Source organism: Pseudomonas sp. R3-18-08 (assembly GCF_003852065.1).
GTDB lineage: Bacteria > Pseudomonadota > Gammaproteobacteria > Pseudomonadales > Pseudomonadaceae > Aquipseudomonas.
Genome location: NZ_CP027729.1, coordinates 2,233,055 through 2,253,529 on the forward strand (window position 1 = coordinate 2,233,055; position 20,475 = coordinate 2,253,529).

The following is a 20,475-nucleotide window of genomic DNA, read 5'->3' on the forward strand; positions in this document are numbered from 1 at the left end:
GGCAAGAGAATAGGGTGATGACTCCATTCGGCACCCTAGGAGTAGGACGAAAACGGGCGCGGTGCCTGGCTGAACCGCAGCGCCCCCCGTCAGGCAGGGGCTCAAGGTCTGGAGGGACAATCGGTTGTCCGATTAGGGCGTGACGGACCACAGCATCAGGCGGGTCGCTGTTGCGGTCAGTTCAAGATCGTCCTCACCGTTGAGGATGCGTGTGAACGCCCCCCACTGAGGGTCGAAATATTCCCCGAAATCGTCGCCGCCGAGCTCGTTGCGGGCCAACGCCCACCAGTCGTCGAACGCGTCGATATCGGGATTGCAGCCGACCGCGTAGGCAATCACTTTTTGGCGTCCATCGGCTTGGCGCTCGCCCCGCTCGGCGAGCCAGTAGACACCTTGGTCCTTGACCAAAATGATGCAGCATTGATTGGCGATGGCCTCTACCAGCACCGGCTTCAGATCGCTGCCTTTGAAGAACAATGACATGGAGGTCTCCTTGCAACAGCGGGACCTCCTACCGCAAGGGTGGGCGTCCCTTGGGTTGACGGAAGGATGAAGGTATGAGGCGGCCGATACGCCATTGACGCACCGCGGTCTTGAAGGCTTTGACCGCCTGGGACGTTGCTGGCGATGCCAGCGAACATGGCGGCAGCGTGGTCGGGGTGAGTGGCAGCCGGCATCCGTTAAACCGCATGAGGGACGTACCGGTTTATGGCGGTCAGTACTCATCTAGCAGGAACACTTCGGTAAAGTTCCGGGCTGATTCGGTGAAGATACGGAGGTCGAATCCATCGCCGACGGCGTAGGACGACAGCAGGTAGCCGCCGAGGGCCACGGCCGCACCGTTGTAGCGTCGATGCTCTTCGCGCACATCGTCCCAATCACCGCAGATATGTCGGCGCACATAGGGTAGCGGGTCGAGCCGGTCCTGTCGGATCAGGGCGTCCACAGAGCTGGAAAAGCTCAGGCCGTCCAAGGAAAAACGGGGCTTGGGGGAGCGCACATGGCGCTGCGCAAACACTCCGTGGTGCTGGGTCTCGGTACTTTAGCAGGGCAAATATCCCGACGCGGCGGTCAGCGTCACACTCGCGCCGGGGGAGGCCGGCTCTCCGCACGTATCCAATCCAATGGGGACACTTTGTTCGTTGAAGGTAACTGCGCCACTCCTGCTGCGTTGTGCGTTCGGAACGGTTGGTTTCCTTGACCGCAAATAGCAGGTAGCGCACCGCTTCAGGATAACGACGTATTTGGCATGGCGTTTGTTCTTCATGAGGTGCGTGTTGGAACCGTGAGGCTTTTGCCAAAATTATCTAATACATAGCGTTTATCGATGAGGTGATAGCTGCGAAGGCCAGCGCTATTTCATCGCGGTCGTGTCTATCAATGCGATACGGCGTGCCGGTAATCGCTTTCAGCGCCGAGAGGACCATTGGCATATTCCGGCATATGCTCGGGTCATCTGCAAATGTCTCAGGCGGGTGAGGATGGCCGTAGGATGTCTGCAACCATGGGGATCCCCTGGGCGCATTGATATCGCCCTTGCTGGCGAATATTGGATCTATGGGCAACGCAGTGGTGCGAGCGATTGCCTGTGGCGATGTAATTATTGTGCGCTACATGCCATGTACGTGCTGGCGAGTTTCCTAGTGCTCTTTTTGGGACTGTCTCGCCGTCAAGACGATTGGTTCAGGGGCTGATCACTGCTGGGGATATATGTCCTAGCGATAATCAGGTTTGTGCATCTGCTTGAGCAGGAGGTAGAACGGCCGGTACGAAAAATCACAGCTCCCGTTATCGTAGATGATCAGGTCCCTTTTATTGTTTGGCTAGGGCAAATGCCTGATGTGAGGCTTTGTTTTAGCCTGGCCCGTACCGAATTGAATCTGCTTCAGCAGTTTTTATCCATTGACCTGTTGCAAATATCTCTAAGCTTAAGTCGAGCGGGGAGAGAAGAATATTTGATTTCAGGTGTGTGATTTCCTGACGGGTAGGAGCATTTTTATACATGACGTCTAGTTAGTTGGCCAGCCGTTCTCAGTTGAGATATTTTGCCTTCAATCTGAGTCCGGCCTGCCGCAGGAGCGTAATGGGTGAGCGCGAACCAGGCTGACGCTAAACGATCTTAATCCTGTGGTATACAGAGCTCAGACTGCTCAGACCTCGACGTGCAATCATTCGGTTTTGTGAGTGAAGAAGATATGCCTCTTCAACTCCAATTCTAGCGAAGGCTTAACTGGCTAGTTCAGCTCGTTTTTTAATTAGATTGCTTGAGGTCGTGTCAGGTTTGTGATTTGGCACGTTCGGTAAGCTCAGCGCTTCTTGTGAGAATACATTAAATTTGTCGCTTGATTTAATGCCGGAAATGGCGATATTTATTTCTTTAGCCTTAGCAAGCTGCGCCTGCATAGTGTTTTCAATATTTGATTTTAATTTTAGAATTTTATTGTTTGTGAGTTCTAGGATCGTATTGGTATCGGTGATAACTTTATTTGTCATATGTAACAGCTGTATATGATCGATTCTATCAGCGAGTTCGACCGCATTCTCACGTTGGTTTTGTAGTTCAATAATACTCTTTTCAATAAGATTGGCTTTATATGGAATAGACTGCAGCTCCGAAAAATTTGATTTATATGAGTTTACCAGTGGCTGGGTATTGTCACTAACGAGATCTTTCCTGCGTTCGGCAACCGTAATAACTGAGAGCGCTAAAACTTCTCGGTGATCTAGCAGGCTACTTTCCAGAGTCTTGATTTCGGTATTTTTCCTTGACATCTTCCCCTCAAGCGCTGAAATGCTTCTATCGGCATTACCCCAGGCTGGCGACAGTGAGCCCCGCTCACCATACATGTCGATTATGTTGCTTTTAGTTTTTTGATGCGAAGCTATTTTTTGCTTAATAGCATATTTATCACCATTCAAGTTATTGATTTTTTCTTCTAGTTTAAGGATGTTGGAAAAACCACTACCCAACTCATTCAAAACCCCCCCAACTTCAGCTCTGAATTCAATACCTATATTGTTGTAAAGAATAGAATTTGAAATTTTCTGCACATGCTCATGGTGCCCATTCATCATTTTCTGCAGTCCAGTCAGTTCATTTTTCGCTTGGGTTATTCCTTTGTTGTATATTTCTACAGCGCTAAGTGCATGCGTCTTCGCAAGATTTGTATTGACCTCTTGAGGCATAAACTGCTTCAGTTCAGGGTGCTTTCCAACTTTCCTCGAAAGTAACTTTACGATTTTTTCGGGAATGTTTTGTGTTTCTTTCAGGCCCTCAGCAATACGTAACGTTCTGCCTGAAGAAATGTTGCCTCCCGTTATATTGTGAAACTTGATGCTGATACGATCTGTGACACTTAGCGACATAAATTCCCACTTGTTCGATTCGTTAATTGATGAGCCAGGCAAGTACTAAACTATTTAAATTTCTCCAATATTTCAGTAATAGAGTTAAGTCCATATGCTTGGCTGTGGCGAAGCAGCATTAAATTGTGTTTTGGGGCCTGGGTAGAGTATAAAATCGCATAGGTCAGTAAATTCCGTCAGGTATTTTCTATTGTGTCAGCCAAAAAACTTAAAGTTGCATAAAGCGATTCAGCTAGCATTGCTCTTGCGTCTAGTTAAACCTCGGTTTTTAATACCTGCATGAATGATGCGTATGAATGAAATCATCCTTGAGGATGTGGGATTTCTAACGCGGTTCAATTTTTGAGTAGTGCCTTCGCTAAGAGTATGAGACGCTTCTCGATTCAGCAAGGAAATTTCTATATAGTGCATGGAGGTTTCTGTGGGCTCGCATGTTCATAGCAGCACAGGTCTGTGCATAATCACACTTTGGAAAATATGACATCTAACTCCTCGTAACATGTGTCCATTCTAATTTTTTATTCGTGTGCGGAAGGGGTGCGATTGTTCTATTGGTGGAATACGTCCGCTGCAGTTGCAGTTGTGATAACTGCTCCCCTGAGACGTCTGCGTTGAAATTTCTCATGGGGCAAGGGAAATTTCCGAAGCGATTATAGGGGTTTCTCGATAGAGCGGCAGGTATTTGCATGCAATAATTAATGAGCTGGCCGATGGTGTATTGTTAACGTTGCTTATGGCCGCCGTCAGGAGCAACAAGGTGAAAGCTGCCTCTACGGTTAGAGAGCGGTCGAGCAATGATTTAGTAATCTCTTAATTATGTGTTCAGGTTCCCCGGGGAAGAATTGTTTCGTATCTTGCGGATGGGTGGGGGCAGGTTTCAGTGATGGACGAGCTGGGTAGATCATCATACTTTTTTGGTGCCATCATAATCTACTCAAGTTTTATTGCTGATTAATAAGTATGCTTATGTTTGCTTAGGTTGATGGGTATCAATATGTCTATATATGAAGGTTCTTCCGTACGTACGGGAAGCTCATGGCCTACAGATTTCGCATCGGTCAAAGATGGGCTTTTTGCTTGGCGTTTGACTGTCGGGACTGAAGACATATCCCTAATCAATGTTTCATCTGAGGACGCATGCCAAGAGCACTACGATTTTTCCGCCGGGTGGCACGGCTTGCTGGTCGGCACCGGGTTTGAGGTGATTTGCGGTGCAGGCCATGTGCAGTCTGTGAGCCTCGCTACGTTGGCTCGATTGCAGTTGTTCATTGATCAGTCGGGAGTGCTGCCTGGCGAAGATGTAATTACATCGCAGTCGTTTAATTCTATTGCCCTAGAAATTACCAACTGGCAATCAGATATTGAGTCTTGGTACCTAGAGCAAGGTTGGTGTGCTTCGCACAGTTATTTGCGGTTGGCGGCCTACCTGCGCCGAACGGAGGCCTATGGGTTGGTCAGCTTTTTATGGGGTAGTGGCACCGGTGCCGAAAAGTTGCACAGTTTGGCCAAGCGTTATGGGGTGTCAGTGCCTCATTTTCGCCGCTTATGCCGTCGAGTTATTGGGAAAACCACCAAAACCCAATTGCGTGATTGGCGTCTTGCCCGTGCATTAATGGATTTGACAGAAGGTAAACATACGCTTGTCGAGATTGCTTTGAATCACGGCTTTTCTTCTTCCGCACATTTTTCTCGGGAAATGAGTGAGCTGCTTGGGGTGTCACCGCGAGGCTTGTCTGATATCACCAAGTTGGCAGCTAAATGAACAGTGTTATAATGAAGTTACATACTAGATTAGGCTTGGGGTTTTTGTTTTTTCTAACCTCGGTTACCAGTGTATATGCCGCTGACGGGTACGTTGCGCGGCAAGATAATTTGCGAACCTTTTTTGAGGCCTTCTCAGGCGAGCTGGGGAAGCCGGTGGTCGTGAGTAAAGGCGCTGCACGCCGAACAATTACCGGAGAGTTCGTATTCAAGCAGCCTGAGGTTTTGCTAGGAAAGCTGTCTCGACAAATGGGCTTGATCTGGTATGACGATGGTCAATCGATCTATTTGTATGAGGCCTCTGAGGCAAAGAGAGCGGTTGTTTCCTTGCATAATATAACAGTGACGAAGCTCAATGCTTTTCTGCGACGTTCTGGCCTGGATGATGCGCGGTTCCCTTTACGCAGCGATGGCCTACGTACTTTTTATATTTCCGGGCCACCCATTTACGTAGATTTGATTAGCCAAGCTGCCAAGCTGATGGATGAGAACAGCTCGGATCTTGAACTGGGGCGACAGCGTATTGGCGTGATTCGTCTGCAGAATACATTCGTCGGCGACCGCTCGTATGCGCTGCGTGACAACAATGTGGTTATTCCCGGTATGGCAACCGTTATTGAGGGTTTGTTGCGTAATGAACAGCGGGCGGTTGAGGGGGTGGATTCGACCCGACCGGGCTCAACAAAGCTGTCGGATTTTACGCTGAAGGAGCTGGCAGAGAAAGCTCCGCAAGACGCGAGCGAACTGCCCCGTATTATTCCAAGGGAACTAGCGGCCGGGAATATTCGTGTCATGGCTTATCCAGATAATAACAGCCTTTTGGTCAAGGGCTTGCCTGAACAAGTGCGCTTTATAGAAAATCTTGTAGGGGCCCTAGATGAAGAGAAACGCCATGTTGAACTTGCGTTGTGGATTATTGATCTGCAAAAAGAAGATCTTGATCAGTTAGGCGTGAGCTGGCAGGGCTCGGCAAACTTAGGTGGGAATATCTCTGTTTCCCTAAATGGAGGTTCTCTCAGTACCCTAGATGGTCAGAGCTTCGTCGCATCGGTGCTTGCACTGGAGCGAAAAGACCGGGCTCGTGTGGTTTCACGTCCCGTGTTACTTACCCAGGAAAATACGCCGGCCATCTTTGATAATAATCGTACGTTCTATACGCAGCTGATCGGTGAACGCAGTGTGGAGCTGCAGCACATAACGTACGGTACCTTGGTCAGCGTGTTGCCACGGTTCTCTGCTGATAATCAGATCGAAATGTCGTTGAGTATTGAAGACGGCAATGAAGTTAAGCAGGCAGAAAACGGAACCCAAGGTGCTATTTTACCTACAGTAGGGCGCACCCATATCAGTACAGTGGCGCGTGTGCCTGCTGGTAAAAGCCTGTTGGTGGGTGGTTACACTCGAGACGAGAGCGGTGAGCAAATAGGGCGGATCCCTGTGCTCGGTTCTATTCCGTTTATTGGGCGCTTGTTTAGTTATCGGCAGTCCCGGCAAACGAATACTGTTCGGGTCTTTTTGATCGAACCGAAGGAAATCACTTCCCCTCTTGAATCACATGGAGATGTGCTGACTGGGACAGCGAACTCCGGGCGTTGGGGTGCAGAGGATGCCAAGCTTCTGAAGGCGTTAGGCCGCTGATGGTTACCTCTATACCCTCGGCCGGGCGCTCTCCTCAGCATCAACAGCAACTGCATATCAAGCGAGAAAGCCGAGAAGCGAAAGCGCAACAGTCTCAGGCAGCGGCCGAGAATGGAGCTGATTCCCAGATTGAGGACACCTCGCCAGGCGCGCAACTGCAAAAATTTATGCAGAGCGTTGATGAGCTTTCAACAGGGATGCGCAGTTTGTTGAATCGTCGTCGCTTTGAGAGCAAAGGAGAAAGTCTTAGCGATAGTTTTGAGCGTGTACTCGAAGAAGACCTTCTTCCGAGGGTCCAACAGATTTTAAGTATTGCCAAATCGGGCGGGCAGTCGCTTGAACTATTGCTTCAAAAAGCACGTAGCCTGTTCGCTGATGACAGCGACCTGGCGCTGGTTCTGAGTGAATTATTGCGGCGTCGAAATCTGGATAAGGCTCAGCGCAAACAGCTTGAGCAGATGCTGGAAACATTGGTGGTCCAAGCGCCGCCCAAGCGTCTGCGGGCGGGTATCAATTGCGCGTTGAAGGCAAAACTGTTTGGCAAGGCAATGGCTCTCAAGCCGGGTTTTTTGCGCCAAAGCTACCGTGAGTTTCTTGAAAATGAACATGGGCCAGTCTTGGACTATGAAAATTGGATCGCGCTGTATGGTTATACGCAGCGTACCGTCGTGCTGGATTTTATCGAGGCGGCGCTGTTAACCGATATAGATGCTCAGGAACCGAGCTGTTCTAAAACTGAGTTTGGCGAGCTACTGAAGAAGCTGAATCAGCTTAAATGCCTACGCTCGGCTGATCTTCTATTCGTGGGACGGATGCTCGGAGACGAAATAACCAGGCGTTACAACGGCTGCGAGTCTGACTGGTTGCTGTTCCTTATTGGCTTGTTGCAGGCGCCCGAAGAGTTGGACGAATTGCTGTATGGAGTGCTAGGGGAGGCGGTGATTCTGGCTGAACCGCATCAACGCGCGGCTTTACTGGGGGCGGTGCGACGCGGATGTTCTCTTTTGCCGCCAGCTTTATACGAGGATGACGAGATACCTGGTTTGCTGCAAGAGCGGTTTGAGGTCTTGATGAGCATCGCTTTTGAAACGGAAGTTTTAGCCCGGCGGCGCTGCTGCCCCGACAGTTTATAACGTGGAAGCACTACGCTCTTATGCTTAATTCTTTGCTACGCAATATTCAGTCGCGTCCGGAATTGTTGATCCTGACATTGATGATCATGATCATCGCCATGTTGATCATTCCATTGCCAACACCGTTGGTGGACTTTCTAATTGGCTTGAATATCGTCATTTCCATTTTGGTGTTCATGGGTTCTTTCTATATTGAGAGGATTCTTAATTACTCGACATTCCCTTCGTTGCTGTTGATTACAACCTTGTTTCGCTTGGCGTTGTCCATCAGCACCAGTCGCTTGATTCTCACGCAGGCTGACGCAGGCGATATCGTTGCGTCGTTCGGCCAGTTTGTGATTGGCGACAGCCTAGTGGTGGGGTTCGTCATTTTCTCAATTGTGACGGTGGTGCAGTTCATCGTCATTACAAAGGGTTCGGAGCGGGTTGCAGAGGTTGCAGCGCGGTTTTCCCTTGATGCGATGCCTGGCAAGCAAATGAGTATCGACGGCGATCTTAAGGCCGGGGCAATCACCTCTGACGAGGCGAGCGAACGAAGAAGTGTGCTGGAGCGTGAAAGTCAGCTGTATGGCTCATTTGACGGCGCCATGAAGTTTATCAAAGGCGATGCTATCGCCGGGATAATCATCATTTTCGTCAACTTCATCGGCGGTATCGCCGTCGGTATGGCGCAGCTGGGGATGGACCTTTCAACCGCGCTTTCGACATTCACCATGCTGACCATCGGCGATGGATTAGTCGCCCAAATACCGGCTTTGCTCATCGCTATCAGCGCTGGCTTTATTGTGACCCGCGTCAATGGTGATGATGCGAATCTAGGCCGAAACATTGTTGCCCAGGTACTTGGCCATCCATTTGTGATCGGCGTAACTGCGGTGTTGGCCCTGGCTGTAGGCTTGCTTCCTGGTTTCCCTACACTGACATTTGCCGTACTGGCACTGGCGCTGGGGTTATTACTTTTTTTCCGTCACAGGGCTACGCTCAAGGCGCAGACCGGTACCTCATCCGATTCGGGTACGGCAGAGGGTAGTGCCAGAGAGGAAGGTGCACTGGGTTTGATCGAAGATTTGGAAGCCACTGCGAGTGAAACCGTTCCTCTTATTCTCTTGGTCGCACCGACGCAAATAGAAGACTTGCGCGTGCACCGCCTTGGAGAGCGCATACGTAGCCAGTTCTTTATCGATTATGGAGTGCGTATCCCCGACTTGAGCCTGCGAAGTGTCGAAAATATGCCCGTTGACCAAGTATGTGTACTGATCAACGAGGTGCGCGCAGATCAGTTCGATATTCATTTTGAGCGGTTGCGCGTCCTTAACCATTCTGATGAGCTTGAAGGTCTGGGGCTGGACCTTACGGTGGGTCAGGACAGTAATAAGCAGGTCTCGATTTGGGCGGGGATGGAAGACAAGACACGTCTCGTCGCGCTGGGTTACGACCTGAGGCCTGCCTACGATGAAACCTATCATTGCCTGGTTGCGCTTTTGGCGCGCAACGTCAACGAGTTCTTTGGCGTGCAGGAAACCAAGACATTACTTGACCAGTTAGAGGCTAAATATCCCGACTTGCTCAAGGAAGTCTATCGGCATGCCAGCGTGCAGAAAATCGCTGAAATCCTACAGCGTTTGCTCTCTGAGCGTATTTCAGTACGCAATATGAAGCTCATTTTGGAAAGCATCGCCCACTGGGCCTCTCGAGAAAAAGATGTATTGACGTTAGTGGAACACGTACGTGGGGCATTGGCGCGTTACATCAGTAATAAATTTACCGTGCAGGGTAAGTTGCGGGCCCTGATGTTATCGGCAGACTTTGAGGATGTAGTGCGTAAGGGCATTCGGCAAACGTCAAATGGTTCTTTCCTAAACTTGGAGCCCACCGACAGTGATGGATTGTTGGATCGCCTTGTGCTGTCCATGGATCGAGTTAAAATTCCGCACAAGGATATGGTGATTCTCTGTTCTGTCGACGTGCGTCGCTATATTAAGCGTCTCGTTGAAGCGCGTTATCGGGAATTAGATGTTATGTCCTTTGGTGAAATTTCCGATAGTGTGTCGGTTGATGTTCTACAACAGATATAAGGATAAGTCATGAATTTAGATATTGGTGTGCTCGTACGAGGAGCATTGGAACATAGTGGCTGTACTGGGGGCCAGATCGGTAATTTTGATGGTTACTCTACTATTGCCTTGGAGCTGGACGGGCTGCCGAGCGTTTATATTGGTTCAGAAAATAATGACTTTTGGATCTGGTCTGAACTGGGTGAGTTTTCTGCTTCCCAGATATCCTACTGTTCGGATGCGCTGCTGACTGAGTTGATGCGTCCTTGCGACTATGCGCGTCCTCGGCAGGCACAGCTGCTGAATCTTGATGGTGTGTTGGAACTGCGAGTATTGCTCGGTGAGATGGCATTGGGCGATCCCCAACATATGGCCGCGGCGCTCGATCAATTCCTAGAAAGTCTTACAAATTGCAGTGAAGCTCTTCGTCAGTGAAGCGTAGGACAATACTGCGCTGCGGCGCTCATCCACAACGAGCCGCGGGGCCGATCCTAGAGGCGCGTTTACGCAATGTGGTTATTGGCGAGCTCTGTGAGGTGCGGCGACACTGGTTGGATGAGACGTCCGTCGCTAAGGCGCAAGTCATAGGCTTTCGCGCGGATACGGTTTTACTGAGCCTGTTGGGTGAAGCGCGAGGTTTATCCCGCGAATCCATCTTATTGCCCACGGGAGGGGGCGCCCAGCTCAATTGCAGCGCGCAATTATTGGGCACGGTCATTGACGCCAGTGGTCAAGTTGTCGAACGTCTGTCGGAGCCGGCAAGCGGCAGGGAGAGCGTGCTTCTACCACTGGATGCTGACCCTCCGCCTTACTTTCAGCGCCGATCAGTGCGTGAACCGCTGATAACCGGCATACGCACGATCGATGGCGTTTTAACCTGCGGTGTCGGGCAACGCGTGGGCATTTTTGCATCCGCCGGTTCGGGTAAGACTTCCTTGATGAATATGTTAATTGAACATTGTCAGGCGGATGTCTTCGTCATCGGTTTGATCGGCGAGCGAGGTCGTGAAGTGACGGAGTTTGTCGAGGCATTGCGCCTTTCACCCAAGCGCAGTCGCTGCATAGTCGTTTATGCAACCTCTGATCAAGCATCCGTTGATCGCTGTAATGCTGCGCTGCTGGCAACCACCGTTGCCGAATACTTTCGCGATCAAGGGGGGAGGGTAGTGTTGTTCCAAGACTCCATGACACGTTATGCCAGGGCTAGGCGAGACCTGGCACTGGCGGCGGGTGAGGCACCCGCTCGGCGGGGTTATCCAGCCTCTGTATTCGATTGTTTACCGCGCCTGCTGGAACGGCCAGGCGTAACAGAGAGCGGTAGCATCACGGCCTTTTGCACGGTACTGCTGGAAAGCGATGACGAACCTGATCCTATTGCTGAGGAGATCCGCTCTATCCTCGACGGTCATATCTACCTCAGCCGTACACTTGCGGAAAAAGGCCAGTACCCCGCGATCGATTTATTACGCAGTGCCAGTCGGGTTGCGGCTCAAGTTACTGATACCGACCATCAGCGCTTGGCAGCGAAATTGCGGGAGATGCTCGGGCGTCTTGACGATCTGCAGATACTGATCGATCTAGGCGAGTACAAGCCTGGGCTCGATGCTAAAAATGATTTCGTCATGGACCGTTCGGAGGCAATACGCGAATGGTTGTCCCAACCTATGGCTGAAGAGTGTGCGTGGAGCGAGACACTGGATAGTTTGCAACGCTTGGTGAGTTGATGTTCCCCAATCAATATCCAATCAAGACTTAAAGCGGCTTGACCCCCCAGTATTAGCTGCCGAGAAAGGCGGATACAGGAGCAGCTGTGAGCCATATTCATGGTATGACCCGCTTGCTGCGAGGTGTGGCGCAGCGCCAACGGCGCCACGAGGCCAACATGGCTCGGATTAGTGAGCGCATAACGCGTCTTTCAAGGCAAGTAGATGAAATGGATGAGCGTGTATGTAGTTTGAAGGCGTTATTAGCTTCTCATGATCCGAGCTCAAAACGGCTGGACAGGGGAGAGCTGTTCGAGGTCCAGCGCCGCCAAGCAGTTATTCGTCGCCAGATGCATGTGCTCGCCTTAGAGCGTTCTCGGTTGCTGGCCGATAAGCAGATAGTAGAACCGGAACTGGCCAACGCCCGTGAAGCGTACCTAGTGTGTGTGAAAAAGCAGCAGAAATACCAACATCGGCTGGTGCAACTTAAGCGTGCGCGTAGGCTCGCCGCATTGTGCCGTGATGAACTAGAACAGGAGGAGCTAACCCCATGGGCGAAGTAAATATCCCCCCGTCCCTCAGCATTAAAGTGGTCCCACTGTCTGTTGAGGATGACGCTATTGCGGATCAGCTCGACCAAGCTCTAGAGTTCGCAGTTAGGGAGGATGACTTGATAAAAGACCAAGTTGATCAACTGCCGGAAACATTGAGAGCGCTGTTGGCGCATGTCCCTGTTGTCTTCGCGGGCGGCGACCAAAATATGCTGGATAAGGCGCAAAAAGTACAGGTGAGTGTCGATGTACAAAAGAGTCCATTGAGCTCGATAAAAGCACCGGCAAATACGCAAGCACTGGAATCAGATGTTCACCACTCAAAGTTCGCAGTAGATTCGTTCCAACAGGTGGAGAGCCCAGCGCCGCGCTTGAAGTTTCATCGGCCAGCGCTTGAAGGTTTTGTAGAGGCGGGCGCTGCCGCCTCTAAGGTGAAAAGGATCGCCGTGGAAAAGCCAGTACATGAGCGAGTTTCGGCAGCGATACCAGTAATGAATGGCCCGGTGGGACGGGCATCGGGTGACCAGGTGGTTATTCACCAAGGCCTCGACGTCTGGAGCTTAGCCACAGCGCAAACCGCGACTAATGACACCCCATCACAACCTGAGCTTGTCCAGTCGATCCCTGCTGCGCGGTCAGGCGCTTACTTGAGTATTGGAAGTACTCCCTCCGAAATCGTCGGGCCTCAGCCGCGTACGCAGCTCCCAGGGGAGCAGCGCATACAAACGGAAGCTGCACCGATCGAAGGGGGGAGCAAACTCGTTTATGAGTTCAACTCTCCAAAAGCGTTTGGCCAAGTGGTGGTGCAACGACAGGAGCATGATTCCGGCATGCGGCTACAGATCAGTAGCAATGATCCAGGGCTTCATCGTGAGCTATTACACCACTTTCCGGCGGCGCGTGAGCCCTCCTGGCGATTGACTCAGGATCAAGGCCAGGGCGGAGGAAACGGGCATCGCTACGAAGAAGAAGAGTCGGCCGAGGAGCAAAGCGGATGAGACAATTGTCCTTGCGTCGTTACGATCCGAAAGAGCGCAACGACGAGCGTCTACTTGCACTTTGGGGTTCTGCTGGTAATGAGTTGAAGGCCGCTTCACTGTGCTCTGCTACGCAGTATTTGCATTTCGAGGCCGAGGCGCTGCAAGGCCGCTGGCGTGGTCTGTTGGAACCCCGTGAATGGCTGGCTGCGGCAGTACCTGGCCTCGCAGGCTATGCGCCGCAGGGGGTAACTAACGAACGTATTGTTGAATTATTTGCTGCATCGCCCCAACCGCTGGACTTGCCGTTTAATGAGTTGGCGATTAAACGTGTTATTTCGTGCGAGATACAAAGAGGAGCGGACTACGGCGTTAAAAAATTACCCAGTATACAGACCCCATTTGGTCAACTTTGGTTATCGGCCTTGCCTGAGATATTCACACCGATGAATAACTCGCTTGAGCGCAGACTAACGAAATTATCTTTTCCTATAAGTGTGGTACTTGGCTATACCGACGTGAGTATGCCCATCCTGCGTCGATTGGCTAAGGGCGGCGTACTGTTACTGGCCGATAAGGCGCAATACTTCACCATGGCGGGCCGTCGCCTTGGCCACTTTGATCTAACCGGAGAGGGAATACACGTGCACACGCTCGAAAAGACACATGAAAAAAACAGGCTTAATTCGGTCGTTGATCTGGGGCATTTACCGGTGCGCCTGGAGTTTGTGCTGCAAGAAAGCGTACTTGACCTCAGCGAGCTGAAAGCACTGAACGAAGGAGGGATTCTGCCCCTCGTGCCAGGTGCTGAGCGGAGTGTTGAGCTGCGAGCCAATGGCCTTCGCTTGGCGCGAGGAGAATTAGTTCAACTCGATGGCAGCCTGGGCGTTGAGTTAATGGAGTTGTTTATTGAAGGTAACGAGCATGTCGAATGACATCTCAATGATTGCACTGCTGTCGTTCGCGACACTGTTGCCATTTCTGATTGCGTCAGGAACCTGCTATATAAAGTTTTCGATCGTTTTCGTCATGCTGCGTAACGCCTTAGGGTTGCAACAAGTACCCTCAAATATGACATTGAACGGCGTCGCGTTGCTGCTCTCGTTTTTCGTAATGATGCCAGTGGTGCATTCAGCTTATAGCTATTACCAGGAGCACCCGGTTAGTTTCAACAGCGTCGACGCAGTCGTCGAGTTCACCGATACCGGTCTGCAGGAATACCGTGTCTATTTGGAAAAACACACCGATCCTGAGTTAACGCAATTTTTTGAACGCGCCCAGCTTGAGCGAGAGGATCGAGTAGAGAGAGAGCAAGGTTATGCCGACGCCGAGGCGCCGCGTGCCTCTTTATTTTCGTTGTTGCCAGCTTATGCGCTAAGCGAAATAAAAAGTGCCTTTAAAATCGGATTTTATTTGTATCTTCCCTTTGTCATTGTTGATCTTGTAATTTCAAGTATCTTGCTGGCATTGGGGATGATGATGATGAGTCCGGTAATTATATCGGTCCCGATAAAGCTCATTCTATTCGTTGCATTGGATGGCTGGACCCTGCTTTCCACAGGGCTAATTGGTCAATATCTTGAATTGACTTTTTAGGGAGACGCCCAATGAACGATTTGGTATTTGTCGGGAACAAAACGCTTTATTTGATCCTCATGCTTTCTGCCCCTCCCGTGATTGCCGCGACGGTGGTGGGGTTGCTGGTTGGTTTGTTCCAGACAGTGACCCAGTTGCAAGAACAGACGCTCCCCTTCGGTTTCAAATTGCTGACGGTCAGTTTATGTATGTTTATGTTGTCTGGCTGGTACGGGCAAACGTTGCTCAACTTTTCTCGTGAAGCGTTCCGCTTGGCGTTGCGCCATACAGGTTAATGTATGGTATTGCCCTTATTCTTCGATTTACATCTCTGGTTGGCCGGGGCGGCCCTTGGGTTTGCACGATTGGCCCCGGTGTTTTTCATGCTGCCATTCCTCAATAGCGGTGTGCTATCCGGTGTGGCTCGTAACGCTGTAATTGTGCTGGTGGCATTTGCGCTTTGGCCGTATTCCGCTGCTGAGTTGCCGGCCATGGATAGCTTGCACTACATGGGGTTGATGCTGCGTGAGGCAGGCGTCGGCGTGCTCCTCGGCTGCTTGCTTTGCTGGCCGTTCTGGGCATTGCATGCCCTCGGTTGTCTGATTGATAACCAGCGCGGGGCCATGCTGAGCAGTACTGTAGACCCCGCTAATGGTGTGGATACCTCAGAACTGGCGAACTTCTTCAATTTATTTGCAGCGGCGGTTTACCTTGAAGGTGGCGGCTTGCTGCTGATGGTTGAAACGTTGAAAGCAAGTTATCAGCTCTGCGATCCTTTGGGGGCATGCCTGCCTGGCCTCCCGCCTGTATTAGGAATGCTTGACGGCTTGGTCACCCGTAGCCTGTTATTGAGTGCACCCGTCGTAACCGTACTATTGCTCAGTGAAGTCGTGCTCGGCTTGTTGTCGCGTTTTGCACCTCAGATGAACGCTTTCTCAGTGTCGCTGACGATTAAAGGCAGTATCGCACTATTGATGGTTCTGTTGTATTTCGGTGCTTACTTGCCAGATGAAATTCTCCGACTCGCTCATAATTCACTTGGGTTTGCTTCTTGGATAGACGCGGGAGTCGATTAAATGTCTGCGTCTTCAAAAACCGAGAAGCCCACAGCAAAACGCCTACGGGACGCGGCAAAGCGCGGCCAGACATTTAAGTCCAAAGACTTGGTGACTACCTGTTTGATGCTGTGCGGCATTGCCTTTTTAGTGGGCAGCGTATCGTTGCTGGAATTAATGGCGCTCTACCGGCGCTATATTCAAAGCGGTTTCAGCCTGGACCCATCGGTCTATATAATGGGGCTTGCTTTACACGCGTTTAAAGTTGTGGCGCCTATCATACTGGTTTGCTTGCTTGCATCCGGCCTGCCGAGTTTATTGCTCAGCGGGTTCCAGTTAGCCTCCGAAGCGCTGAAGTTGAACCTGGGGGCCCTCAACCCAGTAAATGGTTTTAAAAAGCTATTCAGCCTGCGTACCGTCAAGGAAGCGATTAAATCGCTGTTATACCTCATCAGCTTTGTTGTCGCGGTAAGCGTTACTTGGCAGGTTGTACGTGATCGGATTTTTTCGCTCGTCTATGCGCCTATCGGTGGGCTATTTGCCGTATGGGGTAGTCTCTTACTCTCGTTGATGCTGATATGGCTCGCCTGCATTCTGCTGATCGTACTGTTGGATATGCTGATCGAATATTTCCTGTTCATCAAGGAACATCGAATGGATAAGCAGTCGGTAAAAAATGAGCATAAGGAGCAAGAAGGCAGCCCTGAAACGAAAGGTCGGCGCCGGGAACTGCATCGAGAGTTACTGTCCGAGCAGATCAAGTCAGATATACGCAACTCCAAGGTAGTCATTGCTAACCCTACCCATATTGCGGTGGGTATTTATATGAACCCAGAAGTACTGCCCATTCCTTTTATCTCCGTGATGGAAACCAATCAGCGAGCCTTGGCGGTGCGTGGTTATGCTGAAAAAGTGGGGGTGCCAGTGGTGGCTGATGTGGCGTTGGCGCGGCGTATCTTCAAAACGCACACGCGTTACAGCCTGATCAAACTGGACGAGGTCGAGCAAGTGCTGCGGCTGTTGCTGTGGCTTGAGCAGGTGGAAAACGCCTGAGCCCTACGTATGAGTGATTTGTGAATGAACCAAAAGCTAGAGCTTGGCTTAATGAACCTGTCCGGCGAACCGGCAAAGGAGTTACGTAAATGAGTTCGCAGATGTCAGATGATGACGAAGTAGCAGCGGATGTAATGCAAGCCGTTCTGGAGGGCGCAACCCTGCAGGACCTGCATGGTATTTCAGAAGGGCAAATGGAGAGCCTCTACGGCTATGCCTATGATTTTTACTGTCAGGGACGATTGGAAGACGCGGAAAAGTTTTTCCGGTTCCTGTGCATTTATAACTTTAACAATACCGATTACTGGATGGGGCTCGCCGCTGTATACCAAATGCAGAAGCGCTTCGAAAAAGCCTTGGATATGTACACGGTAGTGTTTGCACAAAGCAAAGCTGATTACAGCTCGATGCTGCATGCAGGGCAATGTCAACTTTCCTTGAGAAGAGTGGGCAAGGCTCGACGATGTTTTGAACTGGTCATTGAGCGAGGAACCGCTGAGTTGTGCGCAAAGGCACAGATCTATCTGGACGCGATGCGCCAGGCTGCAGCTACCAGCGCTAACGAGGACGATGATGAATAATATCAATGCGGTGAGAGATACGCGGGTTTTGGGTGCATACCTGAATCAGGAGCAGCGTGTGGACACCGAGAAAGCAAGTTTCGCCAGTCCGGACTTTGTCCGGCGGGCGCAAGACTCGGCGCAGCAATTGGCGACTGTGGTCTTGGGCCAGTCCACGGAGCAAGGCCGATTTGATCCGTCTGCACCGATGCTGCGTATGCCGGTACAAAATGAAAAAAAAGAAGGCATGAGTTCCCAGGAGCATTTCATGCTCGTGCTCGCGGCTGTCATGGAGCTTGTCGAGGGGGTCACCACGGCTACCCTTAAGCGCAATCTGGAAATCCTGCGATCGTTCGCCGCCGCGCACGCAGAAAGTAGCACCAAGCGTTCCGAGGAGTTTCAAGGCGCCGTGGACGCTGCGTCCGAAGCAATAACGGATGCCGAACAAACTGAAAAAAACCTGAACAGCGCACTCGGCGCTCAGAAAACGGCCCAGGGTGCGCTGGATCATGCGCAAGCCGAATTGGATGCAATGGATCCGGATGATCCGCTGTATGCAGCGGCGCAGGCCAAGCGTGATAACGCAGCCAAGCAACTGAGCCAGGCAAGCGGTCAAGTTAAAGCGGCTACCTCTGCGCACAACGATGCTTTGGTGAAGGCAAATGCCAAGCAGGCTGAAGCTGAAGCACTGAAAGAGCAACTGAAAGGAAAGCAAAGCCTGACAGGGCCAGACAGTGCCAACGCTGAAAAAACCTTAAATAATACCGGGCTCTTGCTTAAGTTGATGTTGAGCGTTGCGCAAATCATGTCGGAGGCGATCGAGGCGGACAACCAGGCGCAGTTTGAACTTAACAAATCAATGAGCAAGGCACGCCAAGCCTATCTGGAGAAAAAGTCCGACGAGTACCTGGAAGAGGTACGCAAGGCCGAAGAAATGCAAAAGGCCATGGGGTGCCTGGGGAAAGTCTTGGGTGGGATCCTTACGGCAATTAGTGTCGTGGGCGCGGTATTCACAGGTGGCGCGAGTCTGGCAGTCGCAGCTGTAGGGCTCGCACTCATGGCCGGCGATATGGTGAGCAAGGCACTGTTTGACTTCTCCTTTATGGAGGCCGCACTCAATCCAATCATGGAGCATGTGTTCAACCCTATCGTTCAAGCGTTGGGCAAAGGTATCACCGAGTTATTAAAAGCTGTGGGTGTGGATTCGGCGGCAGCCGAGATGATCGGCATGATTACCGGCGCCATTCTCGCTGCGGCAGCAATGGTGGGCGCTGTCGTCCTGGGCGGCGCTGCTGCCGGCAAAGTAGGGGCGAAGATAGCCCAGAGCAGCATCAAGAAGAGCATTGAGCAAGCCCTTGGCAAATTGATGGATAAGCTGGTACCGGACCTAGTCAAGCAATTCGCGCGTGGGGCCGGGCGTGGCATGGGCCACGCTGTAAGTAAGGTCGGCACCCAGGCGCGTGAGTTTTTTGGGCTCAAGAGTGATGCGGCTTCAATACAGCGATATTCGAAAATACTTGATGGTATGAGCACGGGCGTTCAAACCGTAGGCGCGACCTCTACGGCATCAATGAATGTCGTCAAGGGGCACAGTGAAATGAAGGCTGCTGAAGCCTTGTCTGAAGTTGAGTTGAGTCGCGCGGATATTGAGCAACTTCAACAGATGCTGACTAAATTGATCCAAATGATCCACGAGGCTGTCCAGGACGTGCAGCGTCAGTTTATGAAAGCGATCGATAATCTGGAAAATCAGTTCGCAGTGGCGCACTCAGTCGTTAATAAAATTAACCGTTCGGTTTAATGAGGTTTGTCTATGTCTATTAATATTGGATCCGCCTCTCAAGGGCCCATTGTAAACACCAAAGCGGTTGATGCGAGCCGACATAACGAAAGCCGTCTTGCGATCGCTGAGACGCTTTCTTCCGATGCAGTAGTCTCTGGTGCACAGGTAACTGTCGAAAATCCGCAAATAGAAAAAATACTGAACTTCATCAAGGAAGCCGGACTCGCTGAGCTACCCACACTGGCTGAGCAACAAAAGCTCAGGATTGCATTGTATGAGATGGTGCCTGAGGCTTTACGACTGGCCGACAAGCTCGGCCCTAAAACCGGGAATGTCGGGGAAATCAGCCAGGCAACCGAGGTATCCATCGAGAGCAATTTTGCAGAAGCCGTTCGCGCCGCAACTGAGAAACCGGAAAAAACTGAGGCGTTCCTTGACCCGCTGACGCTGACGGGGCGACAAGCGCTGCTGTATCAACTGTTATTGTTTGTCGAGTTCGAGGCGAGGGCCGCAAAAGGTAAACAAAAATCAGCCTATGCGATCATGTCTTTCGAACAGATGCTGTCAAAGGCAGCGGCCAAAGTTCAAGAAGGTAAACAACTGTTTCATGCCGCCATTGCCAACAGTGCAACGTCGCTTTCGATGACGGTGGGTGGTGCTGTCGCTTCTGCTAAAGCCATTCATACAGAAAGTGTCACACTGAAAAAGAATAAAATGCCCGCGAATGACCTGGGGCTGAAGATTCAAAATAAGAATCTGACCATTGATTCCGGCGGACTTCAAATTAATCCCCAAGATAATCTTAAATCATTAACTCGTCACAAAGGAGCGGGCACCGAAGAAATGCAACTCGCGCCGAGCGGGCACCAGACGACAACGGAAGAGCGAGCAATCATGAAGCGCGACCTGCTGGATGATCAGGCGCGTGTTAATGAACTGGAGCAGATGCACCAGCAAGTCATGCTCAAAGCGGAAAAGCTAAAGCTGGTAGCGCAAACGCTGATGAGTAGTGGGCAAGTGCTGGGTATGACTATGAACAGCGCACTACAGATTGAAGCCATGGCCCTGCAGGCAGATCAGATGATTAAAGAAGCGGCCAGTTCGGTGATGAGCTCGCTGTCGCAGTCGTCTGGTACGGAAGAAGGCTATAGCCGCGATCTGATCAAGAAATTACTTGAACTTTATGACAGTTATCGTAAAGCAGATGTGGCGGCTTTGAATCATATTGCTAGCAAAATCTAAATTTAATTTCGCTATCGGCCGGTA

19 protein-coding genes are annotated in these 20,475 nt (G+C 51.0%); 16 read left to right on the top strand and 3 right to left on the bottom strand.

Translation table 11 applies throughout. The annotated features are described in order from the left end of the window. Positions 1-132: 132 nt before the first annotated feature. The 3 genes from C4J92_RS10415 to C4J92_RS10425 all read right to left on the bottom strand — a co-directional run bounded on the left by C4J92_RS10415 (position 133) and on the right by C4J92_RS10425 (position 3,366). Complete coding sequence (locus tag C4J92_RS10415; protein WP_124403743.1) at positions 133-483, bottom strand: DUF3085 domain-containing protein; 351 nt, start codon at positions 481-483, stop codon at positions 133-135. Positions 484-715: 232 nt separating this feature from the next. Beyond that, positions 716-1,018: a hypothetical protein gene (locus C4J92_RS10420; RefSeq protein ID WP_124403744.1), complete on the bottom strand. Its 303-nt coding sequence runs from the start codon at positions 1,016-1,018 to the stop codon at positions 716-718. 1,208 nt (positions 1,019-2,226) lie between these two features. Beyond that, positions 2,227-3,366, bottom strand: a complete 1,140-nt coding sequence (locus C4J92_RS10425) for a hypothetical protein (protein ID WP_124403745.1) — start codon at positions 3,364-3,366, stop codon at positions 2,227-2,229. A gap of 994 nt (positions 3,367-4,360) precedes the next feature. Here C4J92_RS10425 and C4J92_RS10430 point away from each other — a divergent pair. The 16 genes from C4J92_RS10430 (at position 4,361) to C4J92_RS10505 (ending at position 20,451) form a co-directional block, all read left to right on the top strand. Continuing rightward, positions 4,361-5,128 carry a helix-turn-helix domain-containing protein gene (locus C4J92_RS10430; protein WP_164484526.1) on the top strand — a complete coding sequence of 256 codons (768 nt, stop codon included), beginning with the start codon at positions 4,361-4,363 and terminating at the stop codon, positions 5,126-5,128. Positions 5,129-5,139: 11 nt separating this feature from the next. Continuing rightward, the gene (sctC, locus tag C4J92_RS10435; protein ID WP_124362254.1) at positions 5,140-6,765 is read left to right on the top strand and encodes a type III secretion system outer membrane ring subunit SctC; all 1,626 of its coding nucleotides are present in this window, start codon (positions 5,140-5,142) and stop codon (positions 6,763-6,765) included. Next, positions 6,765-7,898 carry a type III secretion system gatekeeper subunit SctW gene (sctW, locus tag C4J92_RS10440; protein WP_256657473.1) on the top strand — a complete coding sequence of 378 codons (1,134 nt, stop codon included), beginning with the start codon at positions 6,765-6,767 and terminating at the stop codon, positions 7,896-7,898. The genes sctC and sctW overlap by 1 nt, the downstream gene beginning before the upstream one ends. A gap of 20 nt (positions 7,899-7,918) precedes the next feature. Continuing rightward, a complete protein-coding gene (locus tag C4J92_RS10445) occupies positions 7,919-9,973 on the top strand; it encodes an EscV/YscV/HrcV family type III secretion system export apparatus protein (RefSeq protein WP_124403747.1) in 2,055 nt (684 codons plus the stop codon). Between the two features lie 9 nt (positions 9,974-9,982). Continuing rightward, on the top strand, positions 9,983-10,387 hold the full coding sequence (locus C4J92_RS10450; protein ID WP_124403748.1) for a hypothetical protein: 405 nt from the start codon (positions 9,983-9,985) through the stop codon (positions 10,385-10,387). Then, positions 10,384-11,676, top strand: a complete 1,293-nt coding sequence (gene sctN / locus C4J92_RS10455; protein ID WP_124403749.1) for a type III secretion system ATPase SctN — start codon at positions 10,384-10,386, stop codon at positions 11,674-11,676. Before C4J92_RS10450 ends, sctN begins: the two co-directional genes overlap by 4 nt. 86 nt (positions 11,677-11,762) lie before the next feature. Beyond that, positions 11,763-12,218 carry a hypothetical protein gene (locus C4J92_RS10460; RefSeq protein WP_124362258.1) on the top strand — a complete coding sequence of 152 codons (456 nt, stop codon included), beginning with the start codon at positions 11,763-11,765 and terminating at the stop codon, positions 12,216-12,218. After that, on the top strand, positions 12,206-13,204 hold the full coding sequence (locus C4J92_RS10465) for a hypothetical protein (RefSeq protein WP_124403750.1): 999 nt from the start codon (positions 12,206-12,208) through the stop codon (positions 13,202-13,204). Before C4J92_RS10460 ends, C4J92_RS10465 begins: the two co-directional genes overlap by 13 nt. Then, a complete protein-coding gene (locus C4J92_RS10470; protein ID WP_124403751.1) occupies positions 13,201-14,118 on the top strand; it encodes a FliM/FliN family flagellar motor switch protein in 918 nt (305 codons plus the stop codon). The genes C4J92_RS10465 and C4J92_RS10470 overlap by 4 nt, the downstream gene beginning before the upstream one ends. Then, positions 14,108-14,779, top strand: coding sequence for an EscR/YscR/HrcR family type III secretion system export apparatus protein (locus tag C4J92_RS10475; RefSeq protein ID WP_124403752.1), 672 nt, complete (start codon positions 14,108-14,110; stop codon positions 14,777-14,779). The genes C4J92_RS10470 and C4J92_RS10475 overlap by 11 nt, the downstream gene beginning before the upstream one ends. Positions 14,780-14,790: 11 nt before the next feature. Continuing rightward, the gene (locus C4J92_RS10480; protein ID WP_124362262.1) at positions 14,791-15,054 is read left to right on the top strand and encodes an EscS/YscS/HrcS family type III secretion system export apparatus protein; all 264 of its coding nucleotides are present in this window, start codon (positions 14,791-14,793) and stop codon (positions 15,052-15,054) included. Positions 15,055-15,057: 3 nt separating this feature from the next. After that, a complete protein-coding gene (gene sctT, locus C4J92_RS10485) occupies positions 15,058-15,834 on the top strand; it encodes a type III secretion system export apparatus subunit SctT (protein ID WP_124403753.1) in 777 nt (258 codons plus the stop codon). Continuing rightward, entirely contained in the window at positions 15,835-16,866 is a 1,032-nt protein-coding gene (locus C4J92_RS10490) for an EscU/YscU/HrcU family type III secretion system export apparatus switch protein (protein ID WP_124403754.1), read from the top strand. It begins immediately after the preceding gene. Positions 16,867-16,955: 89 nt separating this feature from the next. Continuing rightward, entirely contained in the window at positions 16,956-17,447 is a 492-nt protein-coding gene (sicA, locus tag C4J92_RS10495; RefSeq protein ID WP_124403755.1) for a type III secretion system translocator chaperone SicA, read from the top strand. After that, entirely contained in the window at positions 17,440-19,227 is a 1,788-nt protein-coding gene (gene sctE / locus C4J92_RS10500) for a type III secretion system translocon subunit SctE (RefSeq protein WP_164487527.1), read from the top strand. The genes sicA and sctE overlap by 8 nt, the downstream gene beginning before the upstream one ends. 12 nt (positions 19,228-19,239) lie before the next feature. After that, a complete protein-coding gene (locus C4J92_RS10505; RefSeq protein WP_124403757.1) occupies positions 19,240-20,451 on the top strand; it encodes an IpaC/SipC family type III secretion system effector in 1,212 nt (403 codons plus the stop codon). Positions 20,452-20,475: the final 24 nt, after the last annotated feature.